The sequence below is a fragment of the Psychrobacter sp. Pi2-52 genome (genome assembly GCF_904846705.1).
Taxonomy (GTDB): domain Bacteria; phylum Pseudomonadota; class Gammaproteobacteria; order Pseudomonadales; family Moraxellaceae; genus Psychrobacter.
Genome location: NZ_CAJHBS010000001.1, coordinates 165,017 through 183,024, shown reverse-complemented (window position 1 = coordinate 183,024; position 18,008 = coordinate 165,017). Strand labels below are relative to the sequence as shown.

The 18,008-nt window shown below is 42.4% G+C and carries 14 protein-coding genes and 1 tRNA gene; 11 read left to right on the top strand and 4 right to left on the bottom strand.

Annotation, left to right across the window (positions count from 1 at the left end; all coding sequences use genetic code 11):
• The first annotated feature begins 606 nt into the window (after window positions 1–606).
• The 10 genes from JMY00_RS00760 (at window position 607) to JMY00_RS00715 (ending at window position 12,015) form a co-directional block, all read left to right on the top strand.
• Complete coding sequence (locus tag JMY00_RS00760; RefSeq protein ID WP_201578731.1) at window positions 607–1,659, top strand: porin; 1,053 nt, start codon at window positions 607–609, stop codon at window positions 1,657–1,659.
• 195 nt (window positions 1,660–1,854) lie between these two features.
• Entirely contained in the window at window positions 1,855–3,489 is a 1,635-nt protein-coding gene (locus tag JMY00_RS00755; RefSeq protein WP_201578730.1) for a CTP synthase, read from the top strand.
• A gap of 215 nt (window positions 3,490–3,704) precedes the next feature.
• The gene (gene kdsA, locus JMY00_RS00750; protein WP_201578729.1) at window positions 3,705–4,580 is read left to right on the top strand and encodes a 3-deoxy-8-phosphooctulonate synthase; all 876 of its coding nucleotides are present in this window, start codon (window positions 3,705–3,707) and stop codon (window positions 4,578–4,580) included.
• A gap of 36 nt (window positions 4,581–4,616) precedes the next feature.
• Entirely contained in the window at window positions 4,617–4,874 is a 258-nt protein-coding gene (locus JMY00_RS00745; protein WP_201578728.1) for a heavy-metal-associated domain-containing protein, read from the top strand.
• Window positions 4,875–5,142: 268 nt separating this feature from the next.
• Window positions 5,143–5,367, top strand: coding sequence for a cation transporter (locus tag JMY00_RS00740; RefSeq protein ID WP_201578727.1), 225 nt, complete (start codon window positions 5,143–5,145; stop codon window positions 5,365–5,367).
• A gap of 236 nt (window positions 5,368–5,603) precedes the next feature.
• Window positions 5,604–7,961 carry a cation-translocating P-type ATPase gene (locus tag JMY00_RS00735; protein ID WP_201578726.1) on the top strand — a complete coding sequence of 786 codons (2,358 nt, stop codon included), beginning with the start codon at window positions 5,604–5,606 and terminating at the stop codon, window positions 7,959–7,961.
• A gap of 326 nt (window positions 7,962–8,287) precedes the next feature.
• Window positions 8,288–9,604 (top strand): phosphopyruvate hydratase, encoded by a 1,317-nt coding sequence (gene eno, locus JMY00_RS00730; protein WP_201578725.1) that lies wholly within the window; start codon window positions 8,288–8,290, stop codon window positions 9,602–9,604.
• Between the two features lie 166 nt (window positions 9,605–9,770).
• Window positions 9,771–10,079, top strand: a complete 309-nt coding sequence (locus JMY00_RS00725; protein WP_201548212.1) for a septum formation initiator family protein — start codon at window positions 9,771–9,773, stop codon at window positions 10,077–10,079.
• 167 nt (window positions 10,080–10,246) lie between these two features.
• A complete protein-coding gene (gene ispD, locus JMY00_RS00720) occupies window positions 10,247–10,975 on the top strand; it encodes a 2-C-methyl-D-erythritol 4-phosphate cytidylyltransferase (RefSeq protein WP_240990602.1) in 729 nt (242 codons plus the stop codon).
• A gap of 431 nt (window positions 10,976–11,406) precedes the next feature.
• Window positions 11,407–12,015: a BLUF domain-containing protein gene (locus tag JMY00_RS00715; RefSeq protein WP_201578723.1), complete on the top strand. Its 609-nt coding sequence runs from the start codon at window positions 11,407–11,409 to the stop codon at window positions 12,013–12,015.
• A 239-nt stretch (window positions 12,016–12,254) separates the two neighbouring features.
• On the opposite strand, the gene JMY00_RS00710 is transcribed toward JMY00_RS00715, so the two are convergent.
• The 3 genes from JMY00_RS00710 to pyrC form a co-directional block, all read right to left on the bottom strand.
• A tRNA-Glu gene (locus JMY00_RS00710) sits at window positions 12,255–12,330 on the bottom strand.
• Between the two features lie 533 nt (window positions 12,331–12,863).
• Window positions 12,864–13,523, bottom strand: coding sequence for a ribonuclease T (rnt, locus tag JMY00_RS00705; RefSeq protein WP_179797889.1), 660 nt, complete (start codon window positions 13,521–13,523; stop codon window positions 12,864–12,866).
• Window positions 13,524–13,813: 290 nt separating this feature from the next.
• Complete coding sequence (gene pyrC / locus JMY00_RS00700) at window positions 13,814–14,884, bottom strand: dihydroorotase (RefSeq protein WP_201548215.1); 1,071 nt, start codon at window positions 14,882–14,884, stop codon at window positions 13,814–13,816.
• Window positions 14,885–15,219: 335 nt separating this feature from the next.
• Between pyrC and JMY00_RS00695 the strand changes: the two genes are divergently transcribed.
• On the top strand, window positions 15,220–16,458 hold the full coding sequence (locus JMY00_RS00695) for an argininosuccinate synthase (RefSeq protein WP_057761167.1): 1,239 nt from the start codon (window positions 15,220–15,222) through the stop codon (window positions 16,456–16,458).
• Window positions 16,459–16,602: 144 nt separating this feature from the next.
• Here JMY00_RS00695 and JMY00_RS00690 read toward each other — a convergent pair whose 3' ends face one another.
• Complete coding sequence (locus JMY00_RS00690) at window positions 16,603–17,871, bottom strand: hypothetical protein (protein ID WP_201578722.1); 1,269 nt, start codon at window positions 17,869–17,871, stop codon at window positions 16,603–16,605.
• Window positions 17,872–18,008: the final 137 nt, after the last annotated feature.

The following is an 18,008-nucleotide window of genomic DNA, read 5'->3' as shown; positions in this document are numbered from 1 at the left end:
ATAGACTAAATATGACAGGTATTTGAGCATACTTGATGAGCAAGTATGCCACTCAGTCTTGCTCATTTGTAACTGATAAATTTGCTCAAATAGATTATTAACTTCTTAATTAGCGCTATTTATTTTTTAGTAAATAGCGCTTTATTTTGGACTATTATTCGATGTTTATTATAAAAATTTAAGAATATTAGTAATCATATTAACCAATATTATCCGTATCTAATTGAGTAAGTAGAAGTTTTTTCACAATCGTTCAAATAAAATAAAGTATCTGTTATTTGATAATAGATGTATCGAAAAGGCAAAAAAATATGTTGCAAATTATGTCAAAGTTGTTATGCTTGTACTCGAAGTATGAGTTTGGTAACGGATGTTACGCAATAGAAGGATAAAAACTAAAGATTACATGGCAGTTACTTTTTTAATCCCAGTTATGTAAATCATGGTTTTTTTCATCTTACTGTAATAGAACTTCGCCACACTTGTTTCTGACTAATCTCGGTAGCCAGTTACACATTATATCTTTGAGGATTTGTGACGATACCATTATGGGCGCCAGCTAATAATAGCTTGCTCATTACTACAATTGTAAAGTGGAGATACCCCATGAAAAAACTACTTTTAGCTACAGCAATCGCAGCCCTATCTGTATCTGCAGCCAATGCAGCACCAACTGTTTATGGTAAAGGCTTCTTAACTTTAGATTTGAACACAGGCGATACTGATGTTACTGTTACTGATACTGTGACAGGTGTATCAACTAAAACATCTTTTGATGCTGATGGTCGTAGCCAATTAAACTCAAACGCTTCACGTATTGGCTTGAAAGGCTCTGAAGCACTAACTGCAAACACTGACTTAGTTTATCAACTAGAGTACGGTATCGATATTGACGCTGGTGATGCTTTTGTAGATGCAGACGGTGGCCGTATGGAGAAGTCTGATCAGTTTTACTCACGTGACACTTATCTTGGTTTGAAAAACGCTCAGTACGGTACATTGCTTGGTGGTCGTCTATCAGCTATCGATGATTACGTAAACTTTGCTAACGTGACTCAAGGTGGCGTACTAGGTGGTGATGTCGTACTTGCAAGCTTTGACGCACCGCGTACTAACAACACTTTTAACTACTTCTCGCCTAACATCAATGGCATGCAGTTCATGGCAATGTACGCCATGGATGAAAACAACAATACTGATACATTAGGCCGTGATGCGTTTGGTGTTGGTGGTAAATACGAAGCAGGTCCAATGAACGTTGGTGCTACGTACATCCAAGCAGGTGATGATTTGAAAGTTGCTCGTGTTAGTGGTAACTATGCTATCAGCCCAGTAGTGACACTAGGCGCTCTATATCAAAACACTGATTTTGATGAAGATGACAACGAAAATGCATTCACTGTTAGTGGCGAAATGAAAACGGCTACTCCTTGGACTGCCTATGCGCAAGGTGATTTCGTAAATAACTATCTTGGTGCAGACGATGCTGAAAGATTCCGTGCGGTAGTAGGCGGCAAATATGCATTTAACGCAGCAACAACTGGCCACCTATATGGTGCTTATCTAAGTGAAGAGGCAGAAGAAACTGTTGCAACTACTAGAACTAAAGTAGAGTTTGACGGCTTTGGTATCGGCGGCGGTGTAGAATACAAATTCTAAGTCAGATTGTCTTATACATTATTTATAAAAACTCATCCTTCGGGGTGAGTTTTTTGTTGTGTAGCATTTTAATAATAGAAAAATGTTTGCTACCAACACGAAAATATAAGAGTTTCAGACAGTTTGCATTTTTGCCCTATATTTTATGGCGTATTTTTAGTAAAATCCTTCTTTACCAATTACCGACAGAGTACTATGACCAAGTTTATATTCGTGACCGGTGGGGTAGTGTCCTCACTAGGAAAAGGTATCACCGCAGCTTCTCTTGCAGCGGTCTTAGAAGCACGTGGCGTGACTGTCACGATGACCAAAATGGATCCGTATATTAACGTTGATCCAGGTACGATGAGCCCGTTTCAGCATGGTGAGGTATTCGTCACCGAAGATGGCGCAGAAACCGATCTAGATTTGGGTTATTACGAGCGCTTTTTACGTCACTCAAAAATGAGTAAGAGTAATAACTTCACCAGTGGCCGTATTTATCAGAACGTGTTGAATAAAGAACGCCGTGGTGAATATCTAGGCGGTACTGTACAGGTTATTCCGCATATTACTGATGAAATCAAAAACAAAATCCTTGCCAGTGGTGAAGGGTATGATATCGCTATCATCGAAATTGGCGGTACCGTTGGTGATATCGAATCACTTCCATTTATGGAAGCCGTACGTCAGATGCAGGTAGAGCTTGGTCGTAATAGAGCCATGCTAATGCATCTTACTTTAGTACCGTATATTGCTAGTGCTGGTGAGACCAAAACCAAGCCGACACAGCATTCAGTGAAAGAGCTACGCTCTATTGGCCTACAGCCTGATATCCTAATCTGCCGCTCTGACCATCATATTTCACAAGACAACCGTCGTAAGATTGCGCTATTTACCAACGTTGAAGAGCGTGCGGTCATCATGTGTGAAGATGCACAAAGTATCTATCAAATTCCGCGTACATTACACGAGCAAGATCTTGATGATCTAATCTGTGAGCGTTTCGGTCTTGATGTGCCTGAAGCTGATTTGAGCGATTGGGACAAAGTGGTTGAAGCTCAGTTGAACCCAGAAGGAACAGTGACTGTTGCGATGGTTGGCAAATATGTTGAGCTTCCAGATGCTTATAAGTCTATTAACGAAGCATTGCTACATGCAGGTATCACTCATAAAGTAGACGTGAAGATTGACTATATTGACGCTGAACGTCTAGAAGATGACGACAATTTACTTGCGCAGCTAAACGATGCTGATGCCATCTTAGTACCAGGCGGTTTCGGTGAGCGCGGTACGATGGGCAAGATAAAAGCCATCACTTATGCTCGTGAAAACAACGTTCCGTATCTAGGCATTTGTCTTGGTATGCAGTTGGCTGTGATTGAGTATGCGCGTAACGTACTTAACATTAACGCCAACTCTTCTGAGTTTGATCGTAAGACAGCTGAGCCTATCATTGGTCTGATCACTGAGTGGTTAGATGAGCGCGGCGAGCTACAGATTCGTAGTGATGATTCAGACCTTGGTGGCACGATGCGTCTAGGCGCACAGCAAGCAGAGCTGGTTTCTGGTAGTAAGCTAAGCCAAATTTACGGTGCGAGCAATATCACTGAGCGTCATCGCCATCGCTATGAGATGAATAACCGTTATATCGAGCCGTTAGAGCAAGCAGGTATGACCATCTCTGGTTATTCTGCCAAGCAGCATTTGGTAGAGTCGGTTGAGATTTCTGAGCATCCATGGTTTGTTGCTGTACAGTTCCATCCTGAGTTCACTAGCTCACCGCGCGGTGGTCATCCACTGTTTAACAGCTTTGTAAAAGCGGCTAAGAACCACAACGAAGCAAAATAGTTCTCAAAATGTAATCTATATTGAAAGCGTTTATTATAAAAAAGACTGATCTCCGGATTGGTCTTTTTTTTGTTCAATTCAGGCTGTTTGTTGTTATTAATCAGCAATCATCTTTACTAATGACGTCTAATTACGCTTGCATACTTTTTTTCATCAGCCTATCGGTTACAATATGGGACAGACATATTTATAACAAAATAAGAGGTAATGCCTTCATGGAAAACTTATTGACCGCACAATCACATATCACGCTCAACACTCCTAACAACGATACGATTAAAATTGGTAACGACCAGCCTTTTGTATTGTTCGGTGGTATGAATGTTTTAGAGTCTAAAGAGTTGGCATTTGAGATTGCTGAGCAGTATGTTGATATTTGCCAGCGCTTGGGTATCGGCTATGTTTTTAAAGCGAGCTTTGATAAAGCCAATCGCTCAAGTCTGCATTCGTATCGTGGGCCCGGTTTAGAGCAGGGTATCGATTGGCTAGGTCAGATCAAAGAAAAATTCCAAGTACCGATTATCACTGATGTGCATGAACCACATCAAGCAGCACCAATCGCTGAAGTGGCTGACATTATTCAGCTACCTGCATTTTTGTCGCGTCAGACAGATCTAGTGCATGCGATGGCAAAAACAGATGCCATTATTAATATCAAAAAGGCGCAGTTTTTAGCCCCGCACGAGATGCGCCATATCGTCAATAAGTGCCTTGAGGGTGGAAACGATAAGCTGATCCTTTGTGAGCGCGGTAGTGCCTTTGGCTATAACAATCTGGTCGTCGATATGCTTGGGTTCGATACCATGAAGCAGATGGATATTCCGGTATTCTTTGATGTGACGCATAGTTTACAGCAGCCGGGTGCGCGTAGTGATAGCGCGGGCGGACGTCGTGAGCAGATTACCACGCTTGCACGTGCAGGTATGGCAACAGGACTAGCAGGGCTATTCTTAGAAGCGCATCCTAATCCAGAAACTGCGAAGTGTGATGGCCCATGTGCCTTAAGAACCAGTCAGTTAGAGCCATTCTTGCGTCAGCTTAAGCAGATTGATGATTTGGTCAAAGGCTTTGAGGTGTTAGATACTCATTAATGCAGTCAATGTGGTAAATGATAAGAGGGTAAGATAATGGCCATTCAAGTTGCACAAGTCAGTATCGAAAACATCGATGACGCTGAAGGTCTAGAGAGTGTAATGACCGCGCTTAAGAATATCACAGGGGTGACTGCGATTGAGCTTGATCCTGATCATGATGTTGCTACCGTCAGCTACGAGGATACCGATACCAGTATTCATGCCTTAACTGCCGCGATTAGCATGGTCGATTATGTCACCCAGCCGTTTCCGGTTGATGCCCCGCAGAACCCGCACCATAACGATTTATAATCACAAATAGCTATTGCTATAAATTTGTCGACGCGCTCTTTTACGTTTTTATTAATAAGTTCCTGCCTCGTTAATAACATCTCGTTAATAGCATCTCGTTAATAAAGCAACAACCAAACGGCCTTGTTGTCGAGGATAATAGGGCTTATGCTTATTTAATGTAGCTTTGATAGTTGCTCTTACTTTGATAACTTAAAAAATATCAAAGTTATTATTAACAGAATCACTATTGGAGTTGCTCATTACTAATAAAAATAAGGAGCCCAATATGGCAGATCAAACACGTATTATTAAAATTGACGGCATGACTTGTGGCGGATGCGTAGCAAGCGTACATACAGCAACAGCCGATATTGATGGATTAGAGACTATTACTGTTGACCTCGCTGATAACCTAGCGACGATAACCTTTGATGATAGCAAAACCAGTGCAGAGGCTATTGCTTCAGTTATTGACGATGCGGGATTTGAGGCGACAGTTGCTAACTCATAAATCTCATCACTTATTTATAGAGCCAGCTAACATGTTATTACACGCATGATAGCTGGTTTTTTAATGATTAACGATTATGAGTCTGCAGTCTCGATACTTTGATACATTGCTACTTTGTCTAAAATACTCATACTGAATACGATATTACCCAATTGCTTTATTTGAATTTCTTGCCCACCCACTGATATTTTATCGTGGTTCCTACAAATTTATAGGCACCATGACGAGTTTTGTTTATGAACGATACCACCCGTACTACCAAAGATGAGTCTTATGATGTCGAAACTGATGTTGAGTCCAACACGCCACTGACACCGCAACGCGCGCATTTGCAATTGGCGATTGATGGCATGACTTGTCAGGCCTGCGCCTCAAGAATCGAGAAGGTGCTTAAAAAAAAGCCTTCGGTGTACGAGGTAAGTGTGAGTTTTGCTGGCGAGACTGCCAATGTTGATTATGATCCAACCCAAACGACGCCCGAACAGGTGACGGAGTGGGTGAATAAAACAGGCTTTGTGGCTAATGTGCAGGCAGCCGATAGCTTATTTGGTCAGACTGACGAAGATACCGCCACTCAATATCCATGGCGTTTGATTGGATTATGGGTTTGTTTGGTGCCATTTTTGGTGGGTATGGCAGGTATGTTGGCGGGTTTGGGTATGGCGTGGATGCCGCCAGTCTGGGTGCAATTTATTTTAGCGACTGTAGTACAGTTTGGCTTAGCGTTACCGTTTTATAAGAGCGCATGGGCATCTATAAAAGGTGGCCTTGCCAATATGGATGTACTGGTGGTCATTGGTACAGTGACGATATGGGCATATTCGACTTACCTTTGGCTCACGTATGGCGATGGTACTTTAAACAGTCTATTGCAAAGTGGGCATTTGGGTGGACACGGTGCGAGTAATAGCCCAGCCGTATATTTTGAAGCAGGGGTGATGGTCATTGCCTTTGTGCGTACAGGTAAATATCTTGAGGAACGTACCAAGAAGCACAGCCTAAACAGTATTGATTTATTATTGTCACTGACACCTGATGAAGTAGAGCAGCAACAGCCAAATGGTGAATTTCATAATATTGCGTTATCTGATGTGCAAGTAGCTGACGTCCTACGTGCAAAGCAAGGCAGCCGCGTCGCTACAGATGGTACCGTCATAGAAGGCAGCGGTTGGTGCGTGGAGAGTCATTTAACTGGCGAGTCGGTAGCTCTCAAAAAAGAACAAGGTGATGGATTGCTGGCAGGCGCTTTGGTAGAGAATGGCAGTATGCTATACCGTGTCAGTGCGAAGGGCAGCGACACGAAACTCGGCGATATGGTACAAGCGTTAAGTGATGCACAAGGCTCAAAAGCCAATCTAGCGCGTCTCGCTGATCGAGTAACGGCTATTTTTGTACCTGTAGTGGTAATGATTGCGTTGGTTACTTTTGGGATCACATGGTGGCTAACAGGTATGGTTGATACTGCTTTAATGCACGCAGTATCGGTATTGGTCATTGCTTGTCCTTGTGCACTTGGTTTGGCCACGCCAGCGGCAATTATGGCGGGTATGGGCGTTGCTGCGCGTCATGGTGTGTGGTTCAAGGATGCGCAAAGTCTTGAAGCAGCAGGTAATATCGATACGGTAGTACTCGATAAAACAGGCACATTGACTATTGGTAAACCTACTATCGTCGATCATGTCATGGTGGATAAATCGCTTGCTGTTGATGACGTATTGCAGATTGCCGCCAGTGTCGAGGCGCATGCCAGTCATCCATTAGCAACGGCTCTGGTAAATACAGCTAAAGACCGTCAACTAAATCTATTTAATGTGACTGACATCAGTGTGATAAAAGGCGCTGGTATACAAGCAAATATCGAAGGTCTTGGGCTGATAAAAGTGGGTACGGCAGAGTTTGCGAACTTGACGTTGCCAAGATTCATGCCAAAAGTATGGCAAATTGCCAGTACCGTTGCGATTAGTATCAATGATGAGCCACTAGGTGCGTTTGCACTAGCCGATGACTTAAAGGCAGATACGCCACAAGCAATCAATGCACTACAAGATGCGGGTATCAATGTGATCTTGATGAGTGGTGATAAGCAGTCCGTCGTCGATCATGTGGCAGGGCAGTTGGGTATTGATAAGGCTTATGGCAAGATGAGCCCGCGTGACAAGGCCAGTCAAATTGCACTATTGCAAACTGCTGGTCATAAGGTAGCGATGGCAGGAGATGGCGTTAATGATGCGCCAGCGATGGCTACTGCTGATGCCAGTTTTGCGATGTTTGAGGGGACTGATGTTGCTCAGCATAGTGCCTCTGCACGTCTAATGGGTGAGTCGCTCATGCATATCGATGCGGCACAAAAAATCGCTCAAGCAACGCTACGCAATATTAAACAAAATCTATTTTTTGCCTTCATTTATAACTGTCTCGGTATACCGCTTGCCGCGTTTGGGTTTTTGAATCCGATGATTGCGGCAGCAGCGATGGCGCTTAGCTCCATCTCAGTACTTATGAATGCACTACGATTGACACGGTTTAAGACAGAGGTTGAGCTAGATAATACGGTATCCATCTCTCATACGGATAATAAGCGCATAGCGAAATAGTAGCTATCATATTTGCTTAGGTATTCTACAAATATAAAACAGATAGCCATCGCATATATGTATTTCTAAGATTGTTTTTATGACGGCAAGTCGGTGTAAGATAAGGGAAGTTTGGTAAAATATATGCTATGATGCCAAGCACTATAGCCGACTATTAATCTGCTTTATATCCCTCTAATTGCTAGGTAACGATAGCCACAAGATAGAAAGGTATAAAGGGTTTTTAAGACTACGCGCTATATGATATTTTGCTTTATCTTTTTTGTATGCTAGCTGCCGTTATTTATCTCACAAACTTGGCATGACCAAAGGAATTAACAGACATTATGTACGCTGAAGAAACCAACAACGTCACCGCAATTAAAGACATTCGCGCTCGTGAAATTTTAGACTCGCGCGGCAACCCAACTATCGAAGCTGATGTTATCTTAGCTGACGGTACCGTCGGCCGTGCTGCTGCTCCAAGTGGCGCATCAACAGGCTCACGTGAAGCGCTTGAGCTACGTGATGGCGACAAGACCCGCTTTATGGGTAAAGGCGTCAAAAAAGCCGTTTCTAATGTCAATAGTCAAATCCGCAGCGCCTTGATTGACAAAGATGTGACTGAGCAACAGGCCATTGATGATGCCATGATTGCGCTAGATGGTACAGAAAACAAAGGAAACTTGGGTGCTAATGCCATGCTAGCGGTGTCACTTGCGACAGCAAAAGCAGCAGCCAAGTCACAGAATCTGCCATTACATCAGTACATTGCCAATCTACGTAATCAAACGTCGTTGACCATGCCTGTACCGATGATGAACATCTTGAACGGTGGCGAGCACGCGGACAACACGGTTGATATCCAAGAGTTTATGATTGAGCCAGTTGGCTTCACAAGCTTCTCAGAAGCGCTACGTGCTGGTACAGAGATTTTCCATAGCTTAAAGTCAGTATTGAAATCACAAGGTTTAAATACTGCCGTTGGTGATGAAGGTGGTTTTGCACCTAACCTACGTAGTAACGAAGAAGCTATTACGGTTATCATGCAGGCGATTGAACAAGTCGGCTATAAAGCTGGTGAAGATATCCACCTTGCGCTAGATTGTGCAGCTAGTGAATTTTACAAAAATGGTCAATACGTCTTGGCAGGCGAAGGTAATAAAGCCTTCGATAGCCAAGGGTTCTCAGACTACCTAGTTGGGCTGGCACGTCAGTATCCTATTATCTCTATCGAAGATGGTCTTGACGAGTCGGATTGGGATGGCTGGAAATATCTGACCGAGCAGATTGGCGATAAAGTCCAATTGGTTGGTGATGATTTATTTGTTACTAATCCTGCAATCTTGCAAGAAGGTATTGATAAACACATTGCCAATGCTATTTTGATTAAATTTAACCAAATTGGCACTTTATCAGAAACGCTAGATGCGATTTATATGGCTAAGAAAAATGGCTATGCAACTATCATTTCACATCGTTCAGGTGAAACGGAAGACAGCACCATTGCAGACTTGGCAGTTGGTACCGCTGCTGGCCAAATCAAAACTGGCTCACTATGCCGTTCAGACCGCGTAGCGAAGTACAACCAATTGCTACGTATCGAGCAGCAAGTACGCGCAAGCTATCGTGGCCGTGAAGAGTTTATCGGTCTACGTGGCTAAGTGTCTGACTGGCTCTTTGGCGCGTAATATGCGTTAAGTAATGTACGCTAAAAAGCCTAGACTCATCAGCTGAAGTCAATACTTAGGCGATATATAATCATTTGTATATCGCCTAATCAGCTTAAACTTTACTATCTCCTTTTATACCGTTTGGCGTTATCACCTTATGAAATATTTTAGCCAATTTATACTACTTGCTTTAGCCGTTGCAGTGCTTTTAGGACTGCAATATCAGTATTGGTTGGGTGAAAATGGCCGTTTTGAACACAATAAGTTGACGGCTCAAATCGAAGAGCAACAACGCTTGAATGACAATCAAGTTGGGGCAAATAATCTATTACGCACCGATGTTCAAGATTTAAAAACGGGACTTGAGGCTGTAGAAGAGCATGCTCGCTTAGATTTAGGTTTAATCAAACCCAATGAGACTTTTGTCCAAGTATCCACCGCACCCACCACGCACAGCAACTATTAGCTTTATAAATACACTAGCTTTCACGAATACACTAATTTTTACGACATGAATTAATTTTCATGATGCAGCACCATAATGTTGTTATTTGACACCATTCATCACACTTAACACCTGCTTTATTCCTCTTTACATATACTGTCATGGGCTCAAACCATGAGTACACTACTATGAATACAACCCCTAATATACATGCCATGATCGTCGCAGCTGGTCGCGGCAGCCGTTTTGGTGCGTCTATCGCCAAGCAATATACAATGCTAGAAGGTCAGACGCTGTTGCAGCATAGCGTGGCACGACTTGCTTGTAACGATTACATCGATAATTGTCTATTGGTCATATCAGCCGATGACAGCACGGCTCAACAATTAGAGTTTGCACTTCCTATAAGCTATGCAGTCGGCGGAGCAGAGCGTTGGCAGTCAGTACAGGCAGGTGTTGAAGCGATTAGTCAGACAGGTGCTGATGATTCAGATTTGGTGCTTATTCACGATGCAGCACGTCCTGCTGTACCAAGTTCAGATATCGATCAAGTGATTGAAGCCGCGATGCTGGAGCCTTACGGCGCTATCTTAGCGACACCAGTAGCGGATACGTTAAAAGCTTCCTATCAGCAAACTACATCTGCAGAAGAGAGTCGTCCACATTCTTATACCAAATCTACCATTGATCGTAGCAACATGTGGCAAGCACAAACCCCGCAAGTATTCCGCTTAGGTCAATTAAAAAAAGTCCTAAATCATGTGTTTGAACATCAGCTAAGCATCACAGATGAAGCCAGTGCTTTTGAACAACTAGGTTTTCCAATACGCTTAGTTTCTGGCAGCCGCCAAAATATAAAACTGACCTATCCTGATGATGGGGTACTGTTAACAGCGATCATGGCGCTTCAGTCTTAGACTCAATTCCGCTTCCGCTAACGAGCATCAGTTTTACTCCTTTTATATTTAATAGTAGCCATAATAAGAATTATGGCTTCAGTAGCCACTATATCCTCATTGAACTTTTCTGTACTATTCTTAAAAATTAATGAATCCAAAAATGAACTATTACTAAAATCTATACCGAGAATATATATAATCTACTTTGGAATATAATATGGTTATTACATATATTTTTTGTGTCTGAGCGGGCCTATGTCCAGTAATAGGTTGCTTTAATGACCAAACTAACCTATGATGTAACTAACTTAATACAATTAATATAAAAACTTATAAAATCAATAATATATCAGACCGATTCATTACGCTTAGTTATGTTGTCTCTATATTTTTTCTGAAGTTAGTATGATTGTTTTAGCGACATTTACCTGATAATAGGGAGAAGCTGATTGTCAACAATCAACGATTCAACAAATCCAGTAACGACAGATCTCTGCCAGCTTGTGTATATAAGCCGGATTACCTCTACTGGTCTTTCAAGTCCTAGCACGCTTAATGATATCTCAGAGACCGCGGTTGAACGCAATCAAATAGATAATGTCACGGGTATTCTTTGCTATGGCAATGGCTACTTTTTACAGTGTGTCGAAGGATCAGAGCAGGCACTAACCAATCTAAAAAATCGTTTGTTGGTAGATGATCGACATAAAGAATTAAAGATTTTAGATTTTTCTGAAATTACCAAACGCCGTTTTTCCGGTTGGTCATTACGTTCGATTACCCTTGAGCGTTGGATGACTAAAGAGCCTGAGCTTAAAAAGTTAATGCCATTTAAGCCGTATGAATGGGATTCTAATGAGTGGCAGAAGTTCTTAGACATATTGCAAGGCTACTATGAAGAGCAAACGAGAACAGGCAACGTCGATACGCCTCCTGTCAAATACAGCACGCTAGGGGTGACTTTAAGTAAGGTTGTAGGGCAGCATCAGGCGTTCTTTTTGATCCAGACGATATTGGGATTAATGATAGTTGCTACGTTGCTATGGTTGCTGCTGTAATCGATAGAAATGATTAAAGTTCCCATTAAGCCAAGCTATATTTATAATTAATAAGACAACCAAATAGAAAAAGCCAGCATTCAATTGATGCTGGCTTTTTTATTTAAAAAAATAAGTTAGCTTTTAATAACAGGTATAAAAAAACCCAGTTCATAATTTATTATGAACTGGGTTTTGGTGGTACGCTTGTTAGTCTAATCTAATGCTAAGCAATAGTGCTAACAAGTGACGCCAAATAGTGGCGTCCCCAGGGGGATTCGAACCCCCGTTACCGCCGTGAAAGGGCGGTGTCCTAGGCCTCTAGACGATGGGGACTAGTAACAACACTTCAACTGCTTTCACCATTTATGCTGAAGTGGTGCGTATTTTAATAGTGTCGGCGCTTCCTGTCAAGCCTTTTTCTACGTCTTTTTAAAATTAAATATCTTTTTTTAATTGCGCGACGTGGATGTAGGTCATTTCGCTTCAAATGATAGCGAATCCATAAAGAAGTACAGGCACTAATCGTCAATGCGAGTAGCATATAGCCGAGAATGGTGCCCCATAACTTGAGCTGTGGATCCATAATAAAGTCCCTCCTATTAATCTTGATAATACCTACTATCAAGACAGTGTGAGCAACTTGAACCATCTATAGGATATAACTACATCGCTTAGGAGTGATATTTTATCATCAGACAGTTATTCGTATCGAATAGAACAACTATGTCTGTAATCACGAAAAAATAGTTCCGTCTATATATTATGATATCAATCATATCCCTATTGATTGCCAAATCAAGATGTCAAAGTCATCAAGTATTACAAATAGCACTATTATGTATGATTGGCAATATAGAATATGTGACTTATTGACTGTCGCTATCAGTTGACTCTTCTTTCGCGTCTTCATTATGCAGCGCATTGGCCAACATGGGATAGTTATTCAGTATATGACAGAATAGTTCAGCAGTCTTTTGAGTGTCATACAGAGCTGAGTGAGCATTCTTACCATCAAACTCTAACCCTGCTGCTTTACAAGCGCGTGCTAGGACGGTTTGACCAAATGCTAATGCTGATAAGGTAACGGTATCGAATACTGAAAAATTATGAAATGGATTGTGGTTTTTGCTATTGGTTCGTAGCACAGCTGCATTCAAAAAAGCCAAGTCAAAATGAGCATTGTGCCCAATTAAGACACATTGACGGCATTCTTCGTCACGGCGTACGTCTTTTAACCCTTTAAAGATGCGGCGCAACGCTGTTTTTTCATCTTCAGCAATAGCTTTACGCATTGGGTTTTTAGGGTCAATACCAGTAAAGGCAAGCGCACTTGGCTCTAAGTTTGCGCCTTCAAAAGGCTCAATATGAGCGTTAAAAGCTTCACCTGGATAAAATACACCTTGCTCATTCAGTAAGACGGGAATGCAGGCAATTTCTAACAGTGCATCGGTCTGAGCGTTGAAACCTGCTGTTTCCACGTCGACGACGACAGGCAAGAACTTGCGAAAGCGGTCTTTTAAGGCCATAGGCGCCTGCTCATCCGTCGCTGAAGCTGCATCTTTCGGGGAATTGCTTAGAGTAGCATCAAGACTAGCAGATTTAGGGTTTGATAAGTCTTCGTCAGGCAAGGTCGCTATGTTTTGATTGGTCATATAAAGTTAAATCACTTTTATCAGTCGTACTAATATATTGAATAAGAAATAAGCATCCTATGATATTAACTGCACCTTTAGTACAAAGAAATCTACTACAAAGGTATCATTAATATCATAGGATAAAATAATAGGTCATTTTTGAATACTAAGCTTTGTGAGCATTAAGCCTTAATCGACCAAGGTAGCGTCTCACCTGCCATCAAGGGCGTCAATGATGCACCATCAAAATAAGGATAGTCAGTCGGTACTTGCATAGGTGTGTTGACAAGTGTGATCGTGCTTTCATTGAGAGGTAAACCGTAGAACTGAGCACCAAAACGACTGGCGAAACCCTCTAACTTATCTATCTTTCCAACACTGTCAAAGGCGGTCGCATACAAAGGCAGCGCCGTGGCTGCACTATAGCAACCTGCACAGCCACAAGCGGCTTCTTTCTTGTCTGTCGCATGTGGCGCAGAGTCAGTACCCAAGAAGAACTTTGGATTACCACTAGTAGCTACATCTAATAGCACTTTTTGGTGGCTCTCACGCTTCAAAATAGGTAGGCAATAAAAATGCGGTTTAATGCCACCAACCAATAAATGATTGCGGTTAAACATCAAATGCTGCGGCGTAATAGTAGCAGCAACATGGTTGCCTTGTGACAATACAAAATCTGCCGCATCGCTGGTAGTGATGTGCTCTACTACTATTTTCAACGTAGGGAATTTCACGATAATTTGTGCCAACACTTCATCTAAAAAACGCTTTTCGCGATCAAAGATATCTATATGGTCTTGAGTAACTTCACCATGGATTAGCAATGGCAAATTATATTTTTCTAATGCTTCAAAGACATCGACGCAGGCATTGATGTTGGTGACGCCGTCTGCGGAGTTGGTAGTCGCCCCAGCAGGGTAGAGTTTGACTGCCTGTACGATACCTGACTGCGCTGCCAACTCGATATCTTGGGCAGTGGTATTATCCGTTAAATATAGAGTCATACGCGGATCGAAAGCTGACTTGCGCTCAAGACTTAAGTTACTTGCTGCTAATTGCTCCATGATACGTGCACGATAGGCAATCGCATCCTGCGCATTTTTGACCGGGGGCACAAGGTTTGGCATACAGATGACACGGTTAAAGCTGCTTGCTGCATGAGGTACGGTCGTGCTCAAGGCTAGATCGTCACGCAAATGAATATGCCAGTCATCTGGCTGAAGGATGGTCAATTCTCTAATCGAATCAGTCATAGTGTCAAAGCGCTCTATATCGTCAAATAAAGGAAACAAAAGGGAGTAATACTGTGGGTCTATCATAACAGATTTGCCCACTTGACTAAATATAAGGCTAGATATCTGTACATAATTCATCGAGCTAAGATTAATATCTTGTCGTTAAATGATGTTTAAATCCTAGTGGCAAAAATGAGGTTGACTAGAATTTAAGTCAAAAGCGCACGCCTTATGGCAGTTAGACTTTTGCCCATAGTAAATATGATGTACACTGAGCAGGTAATTATCGTTCGACTTGCTTTCGATTTGATCGTCGCCTTTTCTAAAACTATATTTCATAATGGGAGTTCTTCATGGCTCAACTTGATCCAAAAAATATCAATAAAATCGTCTTGGCTTATTCAGGTGGTCTTGATACCTCAATCATCGCTAAATGGCTACAAGAAACTTATGATGCGGAAGTAATCACCTTTACCGCTGATATCGGTCAAGGCGAAGAAGTTGAGCCAGCACGAGCCAAAGCTCAGGCAATGGGTATCAAGCATATCCATATCGAAGATTTGCGCGAAGAGTTCGCTCGTGATTACGTATTCCCTATGTTCCGTGCTAACGCCATTTACGAAGGTGAGTACTTACTAGGTACGTCTATTGCTCGTCCATTGATTGCCAAGCGTTTGGTTGAGATTGCTAAAGAGCATAACGCCGATGCCATCAGCCATGGTGCGACTGGTAAAGGCAATGACCAAGTTCGTTTTGAGCTAGGTGCTGTTGCTTTGTCACCAGACGTAGTCACCATTGCTCCTTGGCGCGAGTGGGATCTATCAAGCCGTGAAAGCTTGATGAAATATGCTGAAGAGCATGATATCGCAATCGATTATGCGGGCAATAAGAAAAAATCTCCTTACTCAATGGATGCTAACTTACTACACATCTCTTATGAAGGCGGTGTCCTAGAAGAACCATATACTGAAGCAGAAGATGATATGTGGCGCTGGTCTGTCAGCCCAGAAGAAGCACCTGATGAAGCACAGTACTTAGAATTAGAGTACGAAAAAGGCGACATCGTTGCTATCGATGGTGAAGCACTTAAGCCTTATGAAGTCATGATTAAGCTGAATGAAATCGGTGGCAAACATGGTATCGGCCGTTTAGATATCGTTGAAAACCGTTACGTCGGTATGAAATCACGTGGTTGCTACGAAACGCCAGCGGGCACTATTATGCTAAAAGCGCATCGCGGTATCGAGTCGCTAACGCTTGACCGTGAGGCGGCACACCTAAAAGATGAGCTCATGCCACGCTACGCAAAAATCATCTACAATGGCTATTGGTTCAGCCCTGAGCGTATGATGCTACAAGCATTGATTGACAAATCACAAGAATACGTCAACGGTACTGTACGTGTCAAACTGTATAAAGGTAGCGTGAGCGTCGTTGGTCGTAAATCTGATGATTCGTTATTTGATGAAAAAATCGCCACTTTCGAAGATGATGCGGGCGCTTATGATCAAAAAGACGCAGAAGGCTTTATCCGTCTAAATGGCTTACGTCTAGCTATCGAAGCTAGCCGTGGTCGCGATTTATCTAAGTAAGTTTTTTGGCTACTGATAGCCAATTCGTAACTTAGATCGCACAAAAAAAAGAGACTCTATGTTGATAGGGTCTCTTTTTTTATGGCTAATAAATGATTGCTAAAACCATCACTTTTAGAATAGCTGTCTTAATAGTAAAGCTTTTTATTCAGCTTTTTCTGTCTTTGCAATGTCAGGTTCATCTTCATCTACCATGACGATGGCTACATCTTGCTGTTGGCGCTCATCAATGGCATCTTGTTCTAATACTTCTTCAGTTGCCAGAATCGCACCGTCAGACTTTTGCGATTGGTATTTCAAGGTAGCGAGTGCACCAAGGACACCAACGACAAGTATGATGATAAGAATGACCGGATTTTTCCATAGCGGTGTGGAAGCCTCATATTCGATAGGCTTTTCACTAGTGGTGGTTGGCGTATTGTCGTTATTGCCGCCGATTAGTCCCAAACTTACTAAAGGCGGTTTAGGTGGATTGGCTGGTTCAGAGTTAACGCGTAGTCGATTTCGACTGAGATAGATATCTGATATTTTGGCTAATTGTAGCAGCCAGCGTTGATGTGGTAAGGCAACGGCATGCATCTCGGTAAATACTAGCATATCGTTGTGACGACCTTGCTGTAGATTGTCAGGTGAACGCCCAATGGCTTTTAAGTAATTGCCTGTTGCCATTTGCATATCTTGCACAGGTTCATAGTTTTCAGGTTTGAATCCGGACAGTTCATACCAGTAAGGATCAAAAGGAGGTGGAGTGCTTGATAACTGCTCAGCATTTAGTAACGTACGTTCCGCATTATTCTCTTGGTTGTTCTCTATCGCTTCAGCAGCTTCAGTAGTTGATTTGAGCAGGTCACTATTGCTTTCTGTCTCAGCAGATGAGGTATGCGTATGCTCTGGGCTAAATCGGGCCGCTGATAAAAACTGTGGTTGTAGTGCAAACCATTTATTGATCTCATCACTGTCTAGTTGACTGTATTCTGTCAGGATAGCCAATTCACGCAGCACAATCACGCATAAAGAGGTGAGTAGAGTTTGAGCCTGCTGCATCGTTGCATCGATCTTCTCGGCGATATGTTCGCTTGCTTTTATGACACGAGCATTATCGCTAAATACAGCATCTGCTGCATCGTGACGATGGTAAAGTGTGGCGCTAATGGTGGCAAAGTTCATTGAATTATACTGTCGTAACTCTTTGACAGCACCACGACCAAACAGCTTTTTGCTGACTGCTTGTCCCTGATGACGCTGCTGATAGGCAAGCAATGCACTTACGATGGCTTGTAGACTGGCATCCATCCCTAAGCGAGCTTGCGGTAGAGAGAGCTGTGCCGCATCGGCCAAAAGTGACAGCATAGGCTGGGTATCATGATATAAAAAATCATACATCGACACACGTGTCGGTGAAATAGTCGTCATAATCTGCTAGCATCAAAAAGTGTGCCCCTATATTACGGTGCCAAATGTCTTGATACAATCCCTTGATAATAGAAATTTTCAATCATTTTACTAATAACCTTAATAGTAATCTGATGAATGACAGATAGTCGGAAGCA

What these genes read in the sequence shown, in the direction of transcription:
- JMY00_RS00760 (WP_201578731.1), top strand. Translation starts at nt 607, where the DNA reads ATGAAAAAACTACTTTTAGCTACAGCAATCGCAGCCCTATCTGTATCT.
- JMY00_RS00755 (WP_201578730.1), top strand. Translation starts at nt 1,855, where the DNA reads ATGACCAAGTTTATATTCGTGACCGGTGGGGTAGTGTCCTCACTAGGA.
- kdsA (WP_201578729.1), top strand. Translation starts at nt 3,705, where the DNA reads ATGGAAAACTTATTGACCGCACAATCACATATCACGCTCAACACTCCT.
- JMY00_RS00745 (WP_201578728.1), top strand. Translation starts at nt 4,617, where the DNA reads ATGGCCATTCAAGTTGCACAAGTCAGTATCGAAAACATCGATGACGCT.
- JMY00_RS00740 (WP_201578727.1), top strand. Translation starts at nt 5,143, where the DNA reads ATGGCAGATCAAACACGTATTATTAAAATTGACGGCATGACTTGTGGC.
- JMY00_RS00735 (WP_201578726.1), top strand. Translation starts at nt 5,604, where the DNA reads ATGAACGATACCACCCGTACTACCAAAGATGAGTCTTATGATGTCGAA.
- eno (WP_201578725.1), top strand. Translation starts at nt 8,288, where the DNA reads ATGTACGCTGAAGAAACCAACAACGTCACCGCAATTAAAGACATTCGC.
- JMY00_RS00725 (WP_201548212.1), top strand. Translation starts at nt 9,771, where the DNA reads ATGAAATATTTTAGCCAATTTATACTACTTGCTTTAGCCGTTGCAGTG.
- ispD (WP_240990602.1), top strand. Translation starts at nt 10,247, where the DNA reads ATGAATACAACCCCTAATATACATGCCATGATCGTCGCAGCTGGTCGC.
- rnt (WP_179797889.1), bottom strand. Translation starts at nt 13,523, where the DNA reads ATGGCCTTAAAAGACCGCTTTCGCAAGTTCTTGCCTGTCGTCGTCGAC.
- pyrC (WP_201548215.1), bottom strand. Translation starts at nt 14,884, where the DNA reads ATGACTGATTCGATTAGAGAATTGACCATCCTTCAGCCAGATGACTGG.
- JMY00_RS00695 (WP_057761167.1), top strand. Translation starts at nt 15,220, where the DNA reads ATGGCTCAACTTGATCCAAAAAATATCAATAAAATCGTCTTGGCTTAT.
- JMY00_RS00690 (WP_201578722.1), bottom strand. Translation starts at nt 17,871, where the DNA reads ATGACGACTATTTCACCGACACGTGTGTCGATGTATGATTTTTTATAT.